Below are 15,881 nucleotides of genomic sequence, written 5' to 3'. Positions count from 1 at the left end.
CTAACGTTAGTCCAGCCGGGGCATGCGCTTTGCACCAACCAGCAACATGGTTAACCGCTTGCTCCATATAACCATGTTCCTGCCAATGCTCATCAAAATGAGGTGATTTATTGGGAATTTTGATGTAATCACACAAGCTTGGCAGAATTTCTTTCTGCCATTCCTGTTCAATGTACTCATACAGTTTTAGGGTGTTCAACATGCAACTGTTCCTTGATGAGGGCAATAATTTTCAAGGTGGCTGATTCAATATGAAGCGCCTTGATTTTAGCAATAATTTCTTCGCGTTGCTGACTAGCTTCTGCAATGACAGCCAGCAAACTTTCTGCTGTTAAATTGTCATCATCAACAACTTTACTAATTCCCTGCTGAGCAAAATAACGCGCATTTTGAATTTGGTCGCCTCGACTGACTTTGGCAGAGAGTGGAATTAACACATGAGGTTTCTGCAAAGACAAAATTTCATAGAGTGCATTAGCTCCTGCTCGTGAAATAACTAAATCGCTTGCAGCAAACAAATCCGCCAATTCTCCACTTGCATATTCGAGCTGACAATAATTAGCATGGTTAAGCAAGTTATTATCCAATTTTCCTTTACCACATAAATGAATAACCTGATAAGAATCAGTCAACGAATCCAAAATACTTCTTACTACCGTATTCAGTTTTGCTGAACCCTGACTTCCGCCCATCACTAATACACAAGGTTTGTTAGTATTAAAGCCACATAAATTCAAACCTTTTTCTTTCGAACCTTTAAACAATTCTTGTCGTATTGGCGTACCAGTTATTTCCACTTTTTCTGGTTTCTTAAAGTGTTTTTTTGCTGCTTCAAAAGTGACGCAAATTTTATCGACAAAAGGGAAACTTAACCGATTGGCAAGTCCAGGACTCATATCTGATTCGTGGGCAATAACAGGTATACGGTTTAACCAGGCCGCCACAACAACTGGAAAAGCAACAAAACCACCTTTGGAAAAACAATCTCGGTTTAAGTTTTCGTAATAAACAATAAGATTGCACGATACCAAGAAGAATTTTTAATGGATCCAAAAAATTTTGCCAACTAAAATACCTTCTTAATTTGCCGCTACTAACAGCATGATAAGGGATATTTAAAGCACTGATCATATTCTTTTCAACGCCATCTTTTGAGCCAATATAATCAATTTGCCAACCTTCTTGCCGTAACACGTCTATGAGTGGCAAATTAGGTGTGACATGACCAGCCGTACCGCCGCCAGTAAAAACGATCGATGAATTCATTTAACTTCCCTAATGAGTAAACTTAAATCAATGGCTTGTATTGATTTAGTAATAGCTCCGATTGAAATATAATCAACACCGGTTTGTGCTACCGTAGCAATAGTGTTCAAATCAATACCGCCAGATGCTTCCAGTTCGCAATCATAAGGTTTAGCAATAGCTACTGCTTCCATCAGCATAGCATTGCTAAAATTATCGAGCAAAATACGATCGGGTCTGGCGAGTAACGCTTCGTGTAATTCCGCAAGCGTTTCTACTTCTACTTCAACCAGCAAATCATTACGCATTTTCCTAGCCTGGTTAATCGCCTGAGTAATAGAACCACAGGCTTTAATGTGATTTTCCTTAATCAAAAATGCATCGTATAAACCCATACGATGATTAACTCCACCCGCGCAGGCTACAGCATATTTTTGGGCATGGCGTAAACCTGGTAAGGTTTTACGTGTATCCAATAAACGAGTCTTGCTACCTTGTAGCTTTAGCCGGTACTCATAAGTTTTTGTGGCGGTGGCTGACAAGGTTTGTAAAAAATTCAGAGCAGAGCGTTCAGCAATTAAAATGCTAGCCACTGGACCTGTCATTTGGCATAAAGTCATAGGCTTAGCAAGCCATTGCCCTTCTTCTACTAACCAATACAGTTTAATAGCAGGATCGACTGCAGCAAAAACAGCATCTACCCAAGGGCGCCCGCAAACCAACATTGGTTCACGTGAGATAATTTCAGCCTCAGCAAATAACTCGGCGGGCAGTAAGGCAGCACTAACATCGCCATCCCCAACATCCTCCTCGAGAGCTTTTTTAACATCAGCCAAAATATCGGTTTGGCTTAACTTCATACCTTACTCCCTTTTTTTTCACTCTTGGCATAACGTGCTTTAATAAAAGGTGGAGCAATAACAGTGGTCACAATAATCATCAAAACAATTGCTGAAAACAGTTGATCAGACATCACGCCCAAAGTTCTTCCTATAGAAGCAAAGACCAATCCAACTTCACCACGAGGTAGCATGCCTATCCCAATCAACACGCGATCATCTTTGCGATTAGCTCCCAGGCCACTAACTAATTTGCCAATAATGGCTGCCACAATGAGGCCGCCAGCCATTAGCAGTACCTGCCAATCCCAAAAGGCCTCCAATTTTACCTGGATACCAATAAGAATAAAAATAAAGGAGCCAAAATGGATTCAAGAGGCGTTACCAAATTCTGAATACTTAGAGAATCTTTCGCAGAACGTGTGCGAGATTCAAACAAACCATCATGAATAATAAGTCCCGCAGCAAAGGCGCCGATAATGGTCGCTAAATGAACTAAAGTTGCTAGCCAGGCTAGCAGCATGACAAAAATAAATGAAATAAAAAGCTTGGCTTCCCAAAGTTCGAGGAATTGAAAAAAACTGACTGCTTTACGAATAATCCACGGGCCAATCGTAATGACAATGGTAAAAAACAAGATAGCTGAAATAATGACACGCATCACCATGAACAAATCAACGATTCCACTGATCACGACCGAGCTAACGATAGCTAGAATGATTAGCCCTAAAATATCATCAATCATTGCAGCGCCTAGAATTGTTCTCGCTTCACGGGTACGTAATTTTTTCATCTCCGCAAGCACACGGGCAGTAATCCCTATACTCGTTGCTGACAAAGTTGCTGCGACAAACAGATCAGCCTGATAAGAAGATTCTGGCAGCATTAAATGCGCAACCGCAAAACCTAGGATAATAGGTACAATGACGCCAATAATGGCCACTTGTAATGATTCACGACCCGTATGTTTAAGTTCCTCTACAGAGCTCTCAAGACCAACTGTGAACAAAAGAAAAATCACCCCATAGCGAGAAAAAATATCAAGAACATAAGCAACTTTGATTAAATCAATACCGGTACCATTGCTTAGAGCGCTCACGACTTGCTTGGCATAATAAGGGTCAGAAACACTATTCATCACAGCCTGAGTAAGAGATCCACCAGTCAACATTTCCCGCATGATGTTAAAAACAGCTGATCCTTCACGTAACACGATAACAAGCTGTAAGCCAAAAAATAACAGAGATTACCTAGAAAAACCCCCATCAACAATTCGCCCAACACACCAGGCTGGTTAAAACGTCTGGCAATGTAACGACCTAAAATAGCGAAAAACAGGATAAGGGTAACCCATAGGATAACAGGTGCTACGGGATCAAGATGATCGGCTTCATTACCAGCAAATAGTAACGTAGGAAACAAACCTACCAGTAATATCCAATATCTTAAATAGCGCGACATGAGGCTATTGCTCAGCAAGAAAGAGGCAAGTTTCTAATACCGAATCTGGATTCAACGATACGCTGTCAATCCCTTCCTGCATTAGCCATTGAGCAAAATCCTGGTGATCAGATGGACCCTGCCCGCAAATGCCAACGTATTTCCCTGCTTTTTTACAAGTTGAAATCGCCATGTGCAAGAGGGCTTTGACAGCCTCATTTCGCTCATCAAATTGCGCTGCAATCAAGCCGGAATCTCTGTCCAAACCAAGAGTTAACTGCGTCAAATCGTTAGATCCTATTGAAAAACCGTCAAAATGTTCCAAAAACTCGCTAGCAAGCAATGCATTGGAGGGCAATTCACACATCATGATAACACGCAGGCCATCTTTGCCACGCTCAAGCCCATGCTGTTTAAGTACTTGGATAACCTGTGCTGCCTCAGAAACAGTCCTGACGAAAGGAATCATTACTTCGACATTAGTCAATCCCATCTCTTCGCGTACACGGCGAACCGCCTTACACTCCAGAGCAAAGCACTCGGCAAAATCGGCAGACACATAACGTGATGCACCACGAAAACCAAGCATAGGATTTTCTTCATGGGGTTCGTATAAATTACCACCTGCCAGATTGGCATATTCATTGGATTTAAAATCGGACAACCTAACAATGACTGGCTTCGGGTAAAATGCAGCGGCAATCGTAGCAATCCCTTCTTTTAAACGCTCGATATAATATTCTACCGGGGAAGCATAAGCTGCTGTCTTGTCATCAATAAGCTGTTTTAAAGCCTTATCCTGTAAAGAGTTATATTCAAGTAGCGCTTTTGGATGAATACCAATGGTATTGGAAATTAAAAATTCGAGGCGAGCCAAACCAACTCCGGAATTAGGTATGGATTGAAATGCCAAAGCACGCTCAGGATTACCAACATTCAACATGATTTTCATCGGCAATTCAGGCATGGTATCCACGTCAAGGCGTACCTGCTCAAAGGGCAACAAGCCTTGATAAACATAACCAGTATCTCCTTCGGCACAACTCACTGTGACCTCATCTCCGTCCCGAATGGCTTTGGTTGCATCGCCGCAACCAACCACAGCAGGAATACCCAATTCACGGGCAATAATGGCCGCATGACAAGTTCTGCCACCACGGTTAGTAACAATCGCTGCGGCACGTTTCATGATCGGCTCCCAATCCGGATCCGTCATGTCAGAAACTAAAACATCACCGGGCTCAACACGGTGCATTTCGCTAATGTCTCTAATAATCTTTGCCCGTCCCTGCCCGATACGCTGACCAATACTGCGACCCTCAGTTAATATCTCCCCTTGCTTTTGTAGGGTATAGCGCTCTAACACTTGTGTACTGCTACGGCTTTTTACGGTTTCAGGACGTGCTTGCAAGATATATAACTTACCATCTTTACCATCTTTAGCCCATTCAATATCCATAGGCCGGCCATAGTGCTCTTCAATAATAAGTGCCTGTTTAGCCAACTGCTCCGCTTCTTCATTCGTTAAAGAAAATAACAGACGCTCCTTCACATTAACGTCTTCTGTTTTAACAGTTCGGGCTTGGGTTTCATCATTACAATAGACCATTTTGAGCGCTTTGCTGCCCAAATTACGGCGGATAACAGCCGGTTTACCAGCTCTTAGACCTGGTTTATGAATATAAAATTCATCTGGATTGACTGCACCTTGTACAACCATTTCACCTAAACCATAGGATGAAGTAATAAAGACGACTTGATCAAAACCAGACTCGGTATCCATGGTAAACATCACACCACTAACCGCCAGATCGCTACGAATCATTTGCTGGATACCAACTGACAAAGCCACATCGTTGTGCGCAAAACCATGATGCACCCGATAAGCAATAGCCCGATCATTAAATAAAGAAGCAAAGACCTGTTTAATCGCGATTAAAACTGCGTCAATGCCTCGAACGTTTAGATAGGTTTCCTGCTGACCAGCAAAAGAGGCATCCGGCAAATCTTCCGCAGTCGCTGAAGAACGTACTGCGACACTGAAGTCACTGTGTCCGATTTGTTGGGCAAGCTTCTCATACGATTGGCGAACTGTTTTTTCAAATTCAGCAGAAAAAGGCGTTTTGACAACCATCTCACGAATCGTTTTTCCGGTTGTGGTTAATTGAGCAATATCATCGGTATTGAGAGAATGAAGCATGGCATAGATTTTTTTATCCAACCCGTCATTCGCTAAAAACTCCCGAAAAGAATCTGCTGTTGTGGCAAATCCGGTCGGCACTGAGACACCCGCCTTTGATAAATGGCTAATCATTTCACCTAAAGAGGCATTCTTACCGCCTACCTGCTCTAGATCCTGCATACCCAGATGTTGAAAATCAATTGTATGTACGCTGACTGCCATAACTACCTCTAATCCATAAAAATGACCACCATTCTACTGAAATTGCTAGATGATGTGAATTGCCAACGTAATTTGTTGTTAATTCACATTATATTGCCTAAATGTCGGGTTCCTGGTCTGACAATTAATCAAAACAAGGCCCCCTTGAACTGCCGTGCAAAATATTTCCGCAGTTTTCTCAGACTATTGGCGATACAAACGAATATTCGCAGGTGGAACAACCGGCTTTGTCGAACGAATAGGATTGATATCTAATCCGCCACGACGCGTGTAACGTGCGTAAACTGTTAATTCATCAGGCTGGCAATATGTCGTGAGATCCATAAAAATACGTTCGACACATTGTTCGTGAAATTCGTTGTGATTGCGAAAAGAGACTAGATACTGCAACAAGGACTCATTATTAATGCGAGGACCGGAATAAGTAATTGAAATAGAGCCCCAATCTGGCTGGCCTGTCATGAGACAATTTGATTTAAGCAAATGACTATATAAGACGACATTCTCTACTTTTTCCGTCGAAATGTTTAGCAACCGTGGATTCACTTTATACTCAGAACAGCTAATATCCAGCTCATCCAGGCAAACCCCTTCCAGCCGCCCAATCGATGCCTCAATAAAACCTTCCGCTTTATAAAGCACGACTTGCACAACACTGCCTGCCGCTTTACTTAAATCACATGCTATAGTTTCCTGCACCGCCTCAGCAGAATCAAAAATTGTATTATTAAAGGAATTTAAATATAACTTGAGTGATTTCGACTCAATCAGATTAACCGATTCACAAGGCATAATAATATCGGCCACCGCGACAACCGGCTTGCCTTCTTGATTCAACCAAGACAATTCAAACGCTGTCCAAATATCATAACCAGTAAACGGCAGGGATAAACCAATACCAATACCTTCACGTTTTGTTTGACGTGCAATGGGAAAAAGCAGTGAATTATCATAATTGTCGATATAAGCACTACGCCGCCCCAGCGGCGAAGCGTGTAAATAATGTTCAGACATACTCATTATCTAGTTGACTAAAAAGCGCATATCATAACAAATCAAGGCTATTTATGCAGCAAGTTTGACAGTCATATCCCTCGTGTTAAACGTCTTTTCGAACGAGATGAAAAATCTCCAATTTTGGCAATTACTTATCTCTGGAGATCTCTCGCTACGCTTGAGATGAGGTGGAAATGCGTTCAATATTAAGGGGAATATACCTTAACAAATCTAATAATCACCGGTTTTTTGCAATACAATGCGGACACAACGAACACCACGCTCCCAAAATTTATCATCATTTGCCTGATTAGTACCTCATAGCATCGAAACAGTGTTGTGCACTTTATGTAGAATCCATTAAAAATCACTGAATGCCCCACCTACACATAGTTAATAAGCATCTTCAAGAGGGTAATTTTAAATTAGATGCTTACAACAATTCACATCTGCCGCTGCATCTAATATTATATGCGCTTTAGATTCCGGCGAATTATCCATGACCTTAACTGCTTTAAATGCTATCTCACCTATCGATGGGCGCTACCTGAAAAAAACCAGCGCATTAAGTCCTTATTTTAGTGAATTTGCTCTAACTTATTACCGTTTGATGGTAGAAATTCGCTGGCTCGAATCATTAGCTGCTAATAAAGAAATTACTGAAGTGCCAGAGTTGGATAAAGAATCACGAAATTATTTAGATGAAATATTATCTAATTTCAACGAAGCTGAAGCAGAAAAAATCAAGGTCTATGAAAAACAAACTAACCATGATGTCAAAGCGGTAGAATACTACTTGCGAGATAAGCTGGAGCAATTTGAAGCATTGCACAGGTATATCGGCTTTATTCATTTTGCCTGCACGTCAGAGGACATTAACAATTTAGCCTATGCCTTAATGGTGAAAGAGGCCATTGCTCAGATAATACAACCTTCTCTGGCAGAAATTATCGGCAGTATTACCATGCTGGGTAAGCAACACGGGGATATCGCCATGTTGTCCAGAACACATGGCCAGCCGGCAACACCGACCACCATGGGTAAAGAGTTGGTAAATTTCGTCGCCCGCCTGAAACGCCCGCAACAACAATTGGCTGAAGTGCTCATTCCAGCCAAATGCAATGGCGCTGTAGGAAATTATAATGCTCATATCATTGCCTTCCCTGAAGTAGATTGGCGTAAGCATTGCGCAAATTTTGTCAGTTCACTTGGCTTATCTTTCAGCGCTTACACTACCCAGATAGAACCACACGATGGTATTGCTGAAGTCTCACATATCATGATTCGTATCAATAACATTTTACTTGATTACACTCGCGATATCTGGACTTACATTTCATTGAATTATTTTAAACAGAAGGCAATTGCCGATGAGGTCGGTTCATCCACTATGCCTCACAAAATAAACCCCATTGATTTCGAAAATGCTGAAGGTAATTTGGGGCTAGCTAATGCTTTATTTAATCATTTTGCTAACAAGCTGACTCAGTCTCGTTTGCAGCGCGACCTATCCGACTCTACTGTGTTACGCAACCTTGGCGTCGCCTTCGCTTACACGTTAATTGCTTATCAAGCTATTGCGAAAGGGAATGATAAATTACAAATTAACAAACATGCTCTAAAACATGATCTTAATTCGAACTGGGAAGTGCTGGCCGAAGCCATCCAAACTGTCATGCGTCGCTATGCAGTGCCCAATGCTTATGAGCAATTAAAAAACCTCACTCGCGGCCAAGGTATCGATGCGGATAGTTTAAAAAACTTTATTAAATCGCTCGATATTCCGGATGAGGCGAAAAGTCAGTTAATTGGATTAACACCGGAAAAATATATTGGCTTAGCGGCTCAACTGGTGAAAGCATTTTCATGAGTAATAATCTGTCACAGCAAGGACATGCTCTAGAGTTCGATGTTCTAGTTATAGGTACTGGGCTTGCTGGCCTGAATTATTGTTTACAATTACTAAAATTACAGCCAAACCTGAATATAGCTTTAATCAGTAAGGCTGAAATTACTGAATGTAACAGTCGTTATGCCCAAGGCGGAATTGCTGCAGCAGTTGCACCTGGAGATTCCCTGGAATCCCATATCATGGATACACTCCATGCCGGTGATGGGTTATGTTACCAACCAGCTGTTGAATTCATTATTCGCCAAGGACCACAGGCTATCAAAGATTTAATGGGTTACCCTATTCCTTTTACAAAACAATCTGGCGGCGATTTTTCCCTCGCTCAAGAAGGCGGACATTCGCACCGACGAATTTTTAACAGTGGCGATCAAACTGGTTTAGCCGTTACCGAAGCCCTGCTACAAGCAGTCAAGCAACAACCACAAATCTGTTTTTTGACTATCATATCGCCGTTAATCTCATCACTCATTACCATCCGCATCGCACAGATGATCAGGGAGAGGTGCTAGGTGCTTATGTGCTGGATTGCCAAAACAATCGTATTCATACTTTTGTATCCCGTTGTGTAGTTCTTGCTACTGGCGGAGCTGGTAAAACCTATCGCTATACCACTAACCCCATTATTGCGACTGGCGATGGTGTTGCTATGGCTTATCGGGCTGGAGCGCGGGTTGGCAACATGGAGTTTTATCAATTTCACCCTACCCTTTTACACCACCACTCTCTGAATAATTTTTTAATTTCTGAAGCCGTGCGGGGTGAAGGTGCTTTACTAAAGAGTGCTGATACAGGCGAACGCTTCATGCGTCGTTATGCGCCAGACCAATTAGAATTAGCGACCCGTGACGTGGTCGCCCGTTCTATTTTTAGTGAAATTGAACAGGGTCAAAATAGTTTTGTTCATTTAGATATTACTCACCAATCCAAATCTTTCTTAAAAAAACGCTTTCCGCAAATTTATAATACCTTGCTTTCTATCGGCATCGATATGAGTCAGGATATGATTCCCGTCGTCCCTGCCGCTCATTATCAATGTGGCGGCGTGTTAACTGACGTTGATGGACGAACTGATCTCAAACGACTCTATGCAATTGGCGAAGTTGCTTTCACCGGTTTACACGGAGCCAACCGCTTGGCCAGTAATTCTTTGTTAGAAGCGTTGGTCATGGCATCTAACGCCGCTCATTGTACCTTGAAAGATATTGCTACCCCCATTAAGACAATTGATAACATTCCCAACTGGAGCTCTCCAGGAGAGGTCAATGCTCGCCGTGCAAGTCAGATTAATGCGCATTGGCGTGGTCTACGTGGTGAAATGACCTCTTATGCTGGTATTGTCCGTACTGAAGCAGGTCTTCAAGATCTACTACAATTAATTATGAAGCGTAAGAAAATAATTGAGGAATATTATTGGAAGCATTGCATTACCCGCGACTTCATCGAGTTACGCAATATTGTTTTGAATGCAGAACTCATTGTTAGAGCCGCTCTATCAAGAAGAGAATCAAGAGGCGGCCACTATCGCGAGGATTTTCCGTATAAGAATGCCCAAGCCGAGGAAAGTATTGCCCGGCTTACCTCACCGCAAAATCCCTTTATTTAGTTGAGGTGTATCCCATGTTTAAAAGTCATACCCTTTATCAACCAGAAAAACACTCATGCACATTACCAACGACATGAGTATTTGCCAAAGCGACTATCCGCTGGATTGGTATCAGGAAGACTTTGTCCCTTATGCAGAAGAGTATCAGGCTTTACCGGATCGAAAATTGACAACGGTGTTTGCCTGGATGCAACCCTATATGCAAAAAGCGCAAGCCCATTTTGGCGATAAATTGTTATTGCTCGCCCACTATTATATGGGGGGCGATATTGTAAGATTGGTTGAGCAGTTTGGTGGCCAAATTGGTGATTCTTACCAATTGGCACTCATGGCAGCCAATCATCCTGAAAAATCGGTGATCATTGAGTCAGCGGTGCATTTCATGGCGGAATCCATCAGCATTCTCGCTCATAAACAACAGCAAGTCTATATCACCAATCCCAAATCCGGCTGTACGATGGAGATGCTTGCTAAAGATTTCATGGTAGAACCTGCTTTCCTGGATCTGAATGAACGCTATGGCGCAGAGAATATTTTGCCGGTTTGCTACATGAATACCTCAGGGCGAGTCAAAGCCATGACTGGTGCTCAAGGTGGTGCTGTCTGTACCAGTTCTAATGTAAAGAAAATTTTTTCCTGGGCGAGAGAACAAAACAAAAAATATTGTTTATTCCTGATCAACATATGGGCGAAAACATTGCCTATTGGCTAGGGATCAACCATCTTGCTTATTGGCCTGGTGGAACCGCAGGCGCTCAATACTCCTTAGCCGATCAAGATAGCAAGACACTGGATCAATTCGATAAAGCCGATTTAATTCTATTCGCCAGTCAATGCGCCGTTCACACCCATTATCAGCCAGAGATGTGTGAATACTGGCATCAACTGGGATATACCACAGTGGTCCATCCGGAATGCCGCAATGATGTTATTCGTGTTGCTCAACAAGCTGGTTCTACAGCCTTTATTTGGGATTATGTAGTGAATGATCGAGCGAACACTAAACATTATGCCATCGGTACAGAAAATCACATGGTAGAAAATTTGAAACAGCATTGTAAAAATCTAGGCATCACTGTAGTTAACCTGGCCGAAGCACCTAAGAAAGGTAATGAAAAAGGCATGGGCTGTGGTTGCGCTACCATGTCACGCAATGATCCCCCTCATCTGGTTGCACTGGTTGATCTTTTGCGCCAAGGAAAAATCATGGCTTATAACGAAGTCAAAGCTGGTGATCTGGTCAATGAATTTACCGGTAGTCGACAACGCTTACAAGAAAGTGAGCAAGAATGGGTCATCGACAATGCTAAAAAAGCCTTGCAAATGATGATTAATATAACTGAAGACCATTTATGAAGCTCAAGGCCTTAGCCAATGAGTACTGAATATAAAAAATCAAGACAAGTTGTCTTGGTTCCTTATGACAAACAATGGCCGTTTTTATTTACTCAGGAAGAACAACGACTGGCGACTATTTTGCAACAACGATGTCTGGCTATTCACCACATCGGCAGTACAGCAATTCCTCAAATTCATGCCAAACCAATTATTGATATCTTGCCTGTTGTTGATGACATTGAACAAATTGATGCCTTAAATCCTGACTTTGAAGCTTTAGGCTATACCTGTATGGGCGAGTATGGCATAAAAGGCCGTCGTTTCTTTTGGAAATCCAAATCTCAGCGCAGCCATAATATTCATATTTTTGCCCAAAATTCGCCAGAAATTGCCAGGCATTTAGCGTTCCGCGATTTCCTGGTTAACAATCCCGCTTATGCCCAGGCTTATTCACTGATTAAACAATCCTTAGCTGCTGTCTTTGCGGATGACATTGAAAACTACGTGAATGGTAAAGCCTCTTTTATCCAATCTATTGATTATAAAACAGGTCAATGCAGCCAGGAGCAATTAGACGCTGCTGATGATATAGTCATTAGTACTTACAACCCCGCTTGGCCATTATTGGCTCAAGCCGAAATTGATACCATTACTGCGTTCAGCAAACCGCTTGATATTGTTGCTATTGAACATCTTGGTAGTACAGCTGTGCCCTGAATTACCCAGTAAACCAATCATTGATTTGTTCATCACAATTCAGTCTTTAGATCAAGCAGCCCAGTGGATTGTATGCTTGGAAACATTGGGTTATATTTTCTGGTCTGAGAATCCGGATAAGGCGCATCTGCGTTTTTTAAAGGCATGCCTCCTTTCGGCAAAAGCAGAACTCATCACGTTCATTTGATTGAAGCCAGCAACGGCACAATTGAACACCGCCTTTTGTTTCGCGATATTCTGCGTCTTAATGAACAAATACGACGCGACTATGAAAAATTAAAACAGCAATTGGCCAATGGGCATGGCGAGGACAGAGAGTACTATACCGATGCCAAATCATCATTCATTACCCAAGTACTTCGCACCCACGGTTATGATAAACCCATCTCACGCTGATATATTGCTAAATTCATTAAAGATTTATTACACTCAATAGTCGTTAAACCAAGAGCAGGGAGATACCAATGTCGACAGCTTCTCATGATACTGCAAATTCAATCTATGACGTTCCTGTTAACACAATGGATGGCAGCGTTACAACGCTCAACCCTTACCGGGGCAAGGTGATGTTAATCGTCAATGTAGCAAGCCGCTGCGGGTTCACACCGCAATATGCCGAACTAGAAGCCATGTATCATGATTACAAAGAGCGAGGATTCGGTATCTTGGGCTTTCCCTGTAATCAATTCCTCCATCAAGAACCTGGAACGCACGAAGAGATTAAAGCGTTTGCGGAGAGCTGCTACCGCATAACATTCCCCTTGTATGCAAAAATTGATGTACGGGGAGCAAATCGCGCACCGCTCTATAGCTATCTCATCAAACACATTCAAAAACGCCCTTTAAAATTTATTCCCTGGAATTTCACCAAAATTTTTAGTCGATAGTGAGGGACACGTGCTGAAGCAATACCTACCAACGACATCACTGCAAAAAATTCGCAAGGATATTGACGCTTTGTTACCAGAATGAGAATTCCACTACGCTATCTGAGCTATTGAAGCCAAATCGAGATACCAGAACCGATATAAGTGCCATCCAAGCGACCACTGACTGGATGGCCAATCTCCAAATCAAAAGCAATCGTTGGATGAATCAGATACAAAAAACCATAATCAGCGTTAAAACCACTGCCTTGGCCTGGCCCAGTCTTAGTCTGACCATAAATTTCCGCAAAGAAATTAAGTTTTGTCTCAGGAGCATAAGACAAAACAAAATCTGGATTAATTGTTTGATAACGTAAATTACCTGCAATGGGAGGTAAAGAAATCGTGCTTGCACTAAGCTCAAAAAGCCAACTAAATTGATCATTAATTGTGTAATTTAAAAGACCATTCACAGTAGCACTAACTTCCTTTGAGCCAAAACCAGCACTACCACCGGGAGGTTCTATCGAAGCCTCTGCTGCGAACATCCATTTTGAGTTATAAAAACCTGATGCTTCATATCTAGCTGGGTAACACCATAACCAGAAAACGGATAACTGGTTTGTTGATTAAACGAGGAGACAAACAAAACAAACTGCGTATTAGCCGGTAATCCTAGCGTTAAAGTCAGTTGCGGGGAATTCTGGATAAAAACTGCTGGGTTGGAAAACCTTGAATAGCTATACCCTGCTTCTGCCATGAATGTTTTAGCCGGTACCACACAAGTACTATCCGCGACCGCACCGCGATGAGTATAATTAAGCACAGCCCCAGGACCATCACAAGGATTATCTGTTGTTTCTGCAAAAATTTTGGTCATTAATATGCAGATAACAATCCATATCGACAACAATTTCCCTATCAATTTAAAGCGCATTAACTGCCGGCTATACCATTCACTTATTCACCACTCTACCATATCTTTGCCTTAAGGTTGATAGAAAGAATCGATCATATAGATATGTTTAAATATTTTACAAAAATACTGATTGCGACTATTCTTAATATCTGAGGCTATATGATTTATGCCTCTATTCCCAATCAAAAAGTAAGTTCAACTATGATAGGAGATCAACTATGAACAAGGATATCTTTGAAGGTAAATGGGAAGAAGTTAAAGGTCAATTGAAACAAAATGGGGTAGATTAACTGATGACGATCTCTTGGAAATAGAAGGTAATAACCAAGAGATTTATGGCAAATTAAGACAGCATTATGGTTTTACGCGAGAAGAGATTGAAAAGCAGTTAAGATCGTTTACCAAACATTAATTCTAACTTTAAAAGGAATTTATGATGTTAGGATGGGCGCTTATTTTCCTCGTCGTTGCAATTGTAGCCGGTTTATTCGGCTTTAGAGGCGTTGCTTCTACGGCAGCGAGTATTGCAAAAGTCTTGTTCTTTTTATTCATTGTTATTTTTATCGTGTTACTTTTGATGAATTTATTGGGTGGAGGGCCACCTCCTGCCCCTCCAACCTAATAAGCATTAAATCAAATAACACGGTAAAATCGACCAGCATCACAAAGATTGGAGTGAAATCAACAATCATTGTGGTGCTTCTATTAAGAAGCAAGAATTATTCTAATACCTTTTGATGCAATACATGTGGTTAACCAAATTCTTAATGAATTGACTAATTTTTCCTTGACCAATCGAAACATAAAGACCATCATAAGCCTTTTCATCAATTGTGATTGTAATTTTTTTGCGCATATTTCATACTTTTTTATGCCTGGTTTACACGTTTATATGACAAGGCAAACTGTCAAGAATTTGGGGATAAATCATGACATCTTGATAAAAATATTCGCTTTTTTATTTTTACAAAATCAAATTCTTAGACTACAAATAATATCAAGAACTTTCGCTGAGAGCTTTTATGAAAAAATGTATCGGATCCCTCGTCGTTTTAGCAGTGCTTATTCTTATCGCCTATTATGTCATGGGTTTTGTACTTGAACGTACACTCAGTAAAAACGTGAATTCCATTCCTAAATCGCCGATACTGAGTGTTGAACTGGATGACTATCAACGCGGTTGGTTTTCATCGCAAGCTCTCTTGGCTGTGAAAATGCATATTCCAGCGCAAGAAACAACTGATGAAGAAGGTGAGACCAAAACAGAACCACCTGCTGATGTTGATATGAGTTTTCCGCTGATCATTCATCATGGTCCTTTTATAATTTCGAATTATGGCATGGGCTTTGGAATGGGCCAAGTAACAACTCGCCCCGAGACACATTTTCATGTGTTGGTTAATTATTTTAATAAAACCATTTTCAATTATGCTATTCCAGCTTTTACCATCAAAGGTCAAGGTGGCTCGGATGAGGGTAACTTCCAAGCGGAATGGTTAGGTTTAAACGCTCTACTTTGTGTCTCTCCCAATTTAGATAAATTAGGCGGTGGGTTTATCCTGTATGGGACTCAATACTTCTGCAAGTAATGGCGTATTCAAA

General features: G+C 41.5%; 12 protein-coding genes and 6 pseudogenes. 9 read left to right on the top strand and 9 right to left on the bottom strand.

Going from position 1 to position 15,881, the window contains the following annotated elements:
* The 7 genes and pseudogenes from BN58_RS08645 to queF form a co-directional block, all read right to left on the bottom strand.
* Positions 1-202 (bottom strand): annotated as a pseudogene (locus BN58_RS08645) (peptidase M20); the annotation flags it as partial.
* A pseudogene (locus BN58_RS23510) lies at positions 177-1,266 on the bottom strand (undecaprenyldiphospho-muramoylpentapeptide beta-N-acetylglucosaminyltransferase). The pseudogenes BN58_RS23510 and BN58_RS08645, both read right to left, overlap by 26 nt.
* Positions 1,263-2,105 (bottom strand): carboxylating nicotinate-nucleotide diphosphorylase, encoded by an 843-nt coding sequence (gene nadC, locus BN58_RS08635; RefSeq protein ID WP_019216479.1) that lies wholly within the window; start codon positions 2,103-2,105, stop codon positions 1,263-1,265. Before nadC ends, BN58_RS23510 begins: the two are co-directional and overlap by 4 nt.
* A pseudogene (locus BN58_RS23505) lies at positions 2,102-3,222 on the bottom strand (cation:proton antiporter). Before BN58_RS23505 ends, nadC begins: the two are co-directional and overlap by 4 nt.
* Before the next feature lie 26 nt (positions 3,223-3,248).
* Positions 3,249-3,545, bottom strand: a complete 297-nt coding sequence (locus BN58_RS33525; RefSeq protein WP_232220462.1) for a hypothetical protein — start codon at positions 3,543-3,545, stop codon at positions 3,249-3,251.
* Positions 3,546-3,549: 4 nt separating this feature from the next.
* A complete protein-coding gene (gene ppsA / locus BN58_RS08625; protein WP_019216478.1) occupies positions 3,550-5,928 on the bottom strand; it encodes a phosphoenolpyruvate synthase in 2,379 nt (792 codons plus the stop codon).
* A 183-nt stretch (positions 5,929-6,111) separates the two neighbouring features.
* Entirely contained in the window at positions 6,112-6,942 is an 831-nt protein-coding gene (queF, locus tag BN58_RS08620) for an NADPH-dependent 7-cyano-7-deazaguanine reductase QueF (RefSeq protein WP_019216477.1), read from the bottom strand.
* A 481-nt stretch (positions 6,943-7,423) separates the two neighbouring features.
* Between queF and purB the strand changes: the two genes are divergently transcribed.
* The 6 genes and pseudogenes from purB to BN58_RS23480 all read left to right on the top strand — a co-directional run bounded on the left by purB (position 7,424) and on the right by BN58_RS23480 (position 13,381).
* On the top strand, positions 7,424-8,794 hold the full coding sequence (gene purB / locus BN58_RS08615) for an adenylosuccinate lyase (protein ID WP_019216476.1): 1,371 nt from the start codon (positions 7,424-7,426) through the stop codon (positions 8,792-8,794).
* Positions 8,791-10,439: pseudogene (gene nadB / locus BN58_RS23500) on the top strand (L-aspartate oxidase). Before purB ends, nadB begins: the two are co-directional and overlap by 4 nt.
* A 14-nt stretch (positions 10,440-10,453) precedes the next feature.
* Positions 10,454-11,795 (top strand): annotated as a pseudogene (gene nadA / locus BN58_RS36920) (quinolinate synthase NadA).
* Between the two features lie 18 nt (positions 11,796-11,813).
* Positions 11,814-12,494 carry a GrpB family protein gene (locus BN58_RS23490; protein ID WP_019216475.1) on the top strand — a complete coding sequence of 227 codons (681 nt, stop codon included), beginning with the start codon at positions 11,814-11,816 and terminating at the stop codon, positions 12,492-12,494.
* Positions 12,418-12,890: pseudogene (locus tag BN58_RS37680) on the top strand (GrpB family protein). Before BN58_RS23490 ends, BN58_RS37680 begins: the two are co-directional and overlap by 77 nt.
* Before the next feature lie 68 nt (positions 12,891-12,958).
* Positions 12,959-13,381 (top strand): glutathione peroxidase, encoded by a 423-nt coding sequence (locus tag BN58_RS23480; protein WP_019216472.1) that lies wholly within the window; start codon positions 12,959-12,961, stop codon positions 13,379-13,381.
* A 107-nt stretch (positions 13,382-13,488) separates the two neighbouring features.
* Here BN58_RS23480 and BN58_RS08580 read toward each other — a convergent pair whose 3' ends face one another.
* Together BN58_RS08580 and BN58_RS08575 are read right to left on the bottom strand one after the other, a co-directional pair.
* Entirely contained in the window at positions 13,489-13,908 is a 420-nt protein-coding gene (locus BN58_RS08580) for a transporter (RefSeq protein ID WP_026069362.1), read from the bottom strand.
* Positions 13,884-14,270 carry a hypothetical protein gene (locus BN58_RS08575; RefSeq protein WP_232220459.1) on the bottom strand — a complete coding sequence of 129 codons (387 nt, stop codon included), beginning with the start codon at positions 14,268-14,270 and terminating at the stop codon, positions 13,884-13,886. The genes BN58_RS08580 and BN58_RS08575 overlap by 25 nt, the downstream gene beginning before the upstream one ends.
* A 313-nt stretch (positions 14,271-14,583) precedes the next feature.
* Here BN58_RS08575 and BN58_RS36915 point away from each other — a divergent pair, with 313 nt between their 5' ends.
* From BN58_RS36915 to BN58_RS23475, 3 genes are all read left to right on the top strand, one after another.
* Positions 14,584-14,691, top strand: coding sequence for a CsbD family protein (locus BN58_RS36915; RefSeq protein WP_232220458.1), 108 nt, complete (start codon positions 14,584-14,586; stop codon positions 14,689-14,691).
* 24 nt (positions 14,692-14,715) lie between these two features.
* Positions 14,716-14,901: a DUF1328 domain-containing protein gene (locus BN58_RS08570; protein ID WP_019216471.1), complete on the top strand. Its 186-nt coding sequence runs from the start codon at positions 14,716-14,718 to the stop codon at positions 14,899-14,901.
* Positions 14,902-15,301: 400 nt separating this feature from the next.
* The gene (locus BN58_RS23475) at positions 15,302-15,868 is read left to right on the top strand and encodes a DUF945 family protein (RefSeq protein ID WP_083852149.1); all 567 of its coding nucleotides are present in this window, start codon (positions 15,302-15,304) and stop codon (positions 15,866-15,868) included.
* Positions 15,869-15,881 lie beyond the last annotated feature (13 nt).

This window comes from Legionella tunisiensis, from assembly GCF_000308315.1.
Classification (GTDB): Bacteria; Pseudomonadota; Gammaproteobacteria; order Legionellales; family Legionellaceae; genus Tatlockia; species Tatlockia tunisiensis.
The sequence above is the reverse complement of the archived record's forward strand: the minus strand, read 5'-3'. Positions and strand labels throughout refer to the sequence as shown.

What these genes read in the sequence shown, in the direction of transcription:
- nadC (WP_019216479.1), bottom strand. Translation starts at nt 2,105, where the DNA reads ATGAAGTTAAGCCAAACCGATATTTTGGCTGATGTTAAAAAAGCTCTC.
- BN58_RS33525 (WP_232220462.1), bottom strand. Translation starts at nt 3,545, where the DNA reads ATGTCGCGCTATTTAAGATATTGGATATTACTGGTAGGTTTGTTTCCT.
- ppsA (WP_019216478.1), bottom strand. Translation starts at nt 5,928, where the DNA reads ATGGCAGTCAGCGTACATACAATTGATTTTCAACATCTGGGTATGCAG.
- queF (WP_019216477.1), bottom strand. Translation starts at nt 6,942, where the DNA reads ATGTCTGAACATTATTTACACGCTTCGCCGCTGGGGCGGCGTAGTGCT.
- purB (WP_019216476.1), top strand. Translation starts at nt 7,424, where the DNA reads ATGACCTTAACTGCTTTAAATGCTATCTCACCTATCGATGGGCGCTAC.
- BN58_RS23490 (WP_019216475.1), top strand. Translation starts at nt 11,814, where the DNA reads ATGAGTACTGAATATAAAAAATCAAGACAAGTTGTCTTGGTTCCTTAT.
- BN58_RS23480 (WP_019216472.1), top strand. Translation starts at nt 12,959, where the DNA reads ATGTCGACAGCTTCTCATGATACTGCAAATTCAATCTATGACGTTCCT.
- BN58_RS08580 (WP_026069362.1), bottom strand. Translation starts at nt 13,908, where the DNA reads ATGTTCGCAGCAGAGGCTTCGATAGAACCTCCCGGTGGTAGTGCTGGT.
- BN58_RS08570 (WP_019216471.1), top strand. Translation starts at nt 14,716, where the DNA reads ATGTTAGGATGGGCGCTTATTTTCCTCGTCGTTGCAATTGTAGCCGGT.
- BN58_RS23475 (WP_083852149.1), top strand. Translation starts at nt 15,302, where the DNA reads ATGAAAAAATGTATCGGATCCCTCGTCGTTTTAGCAGTGCTTATTCTT.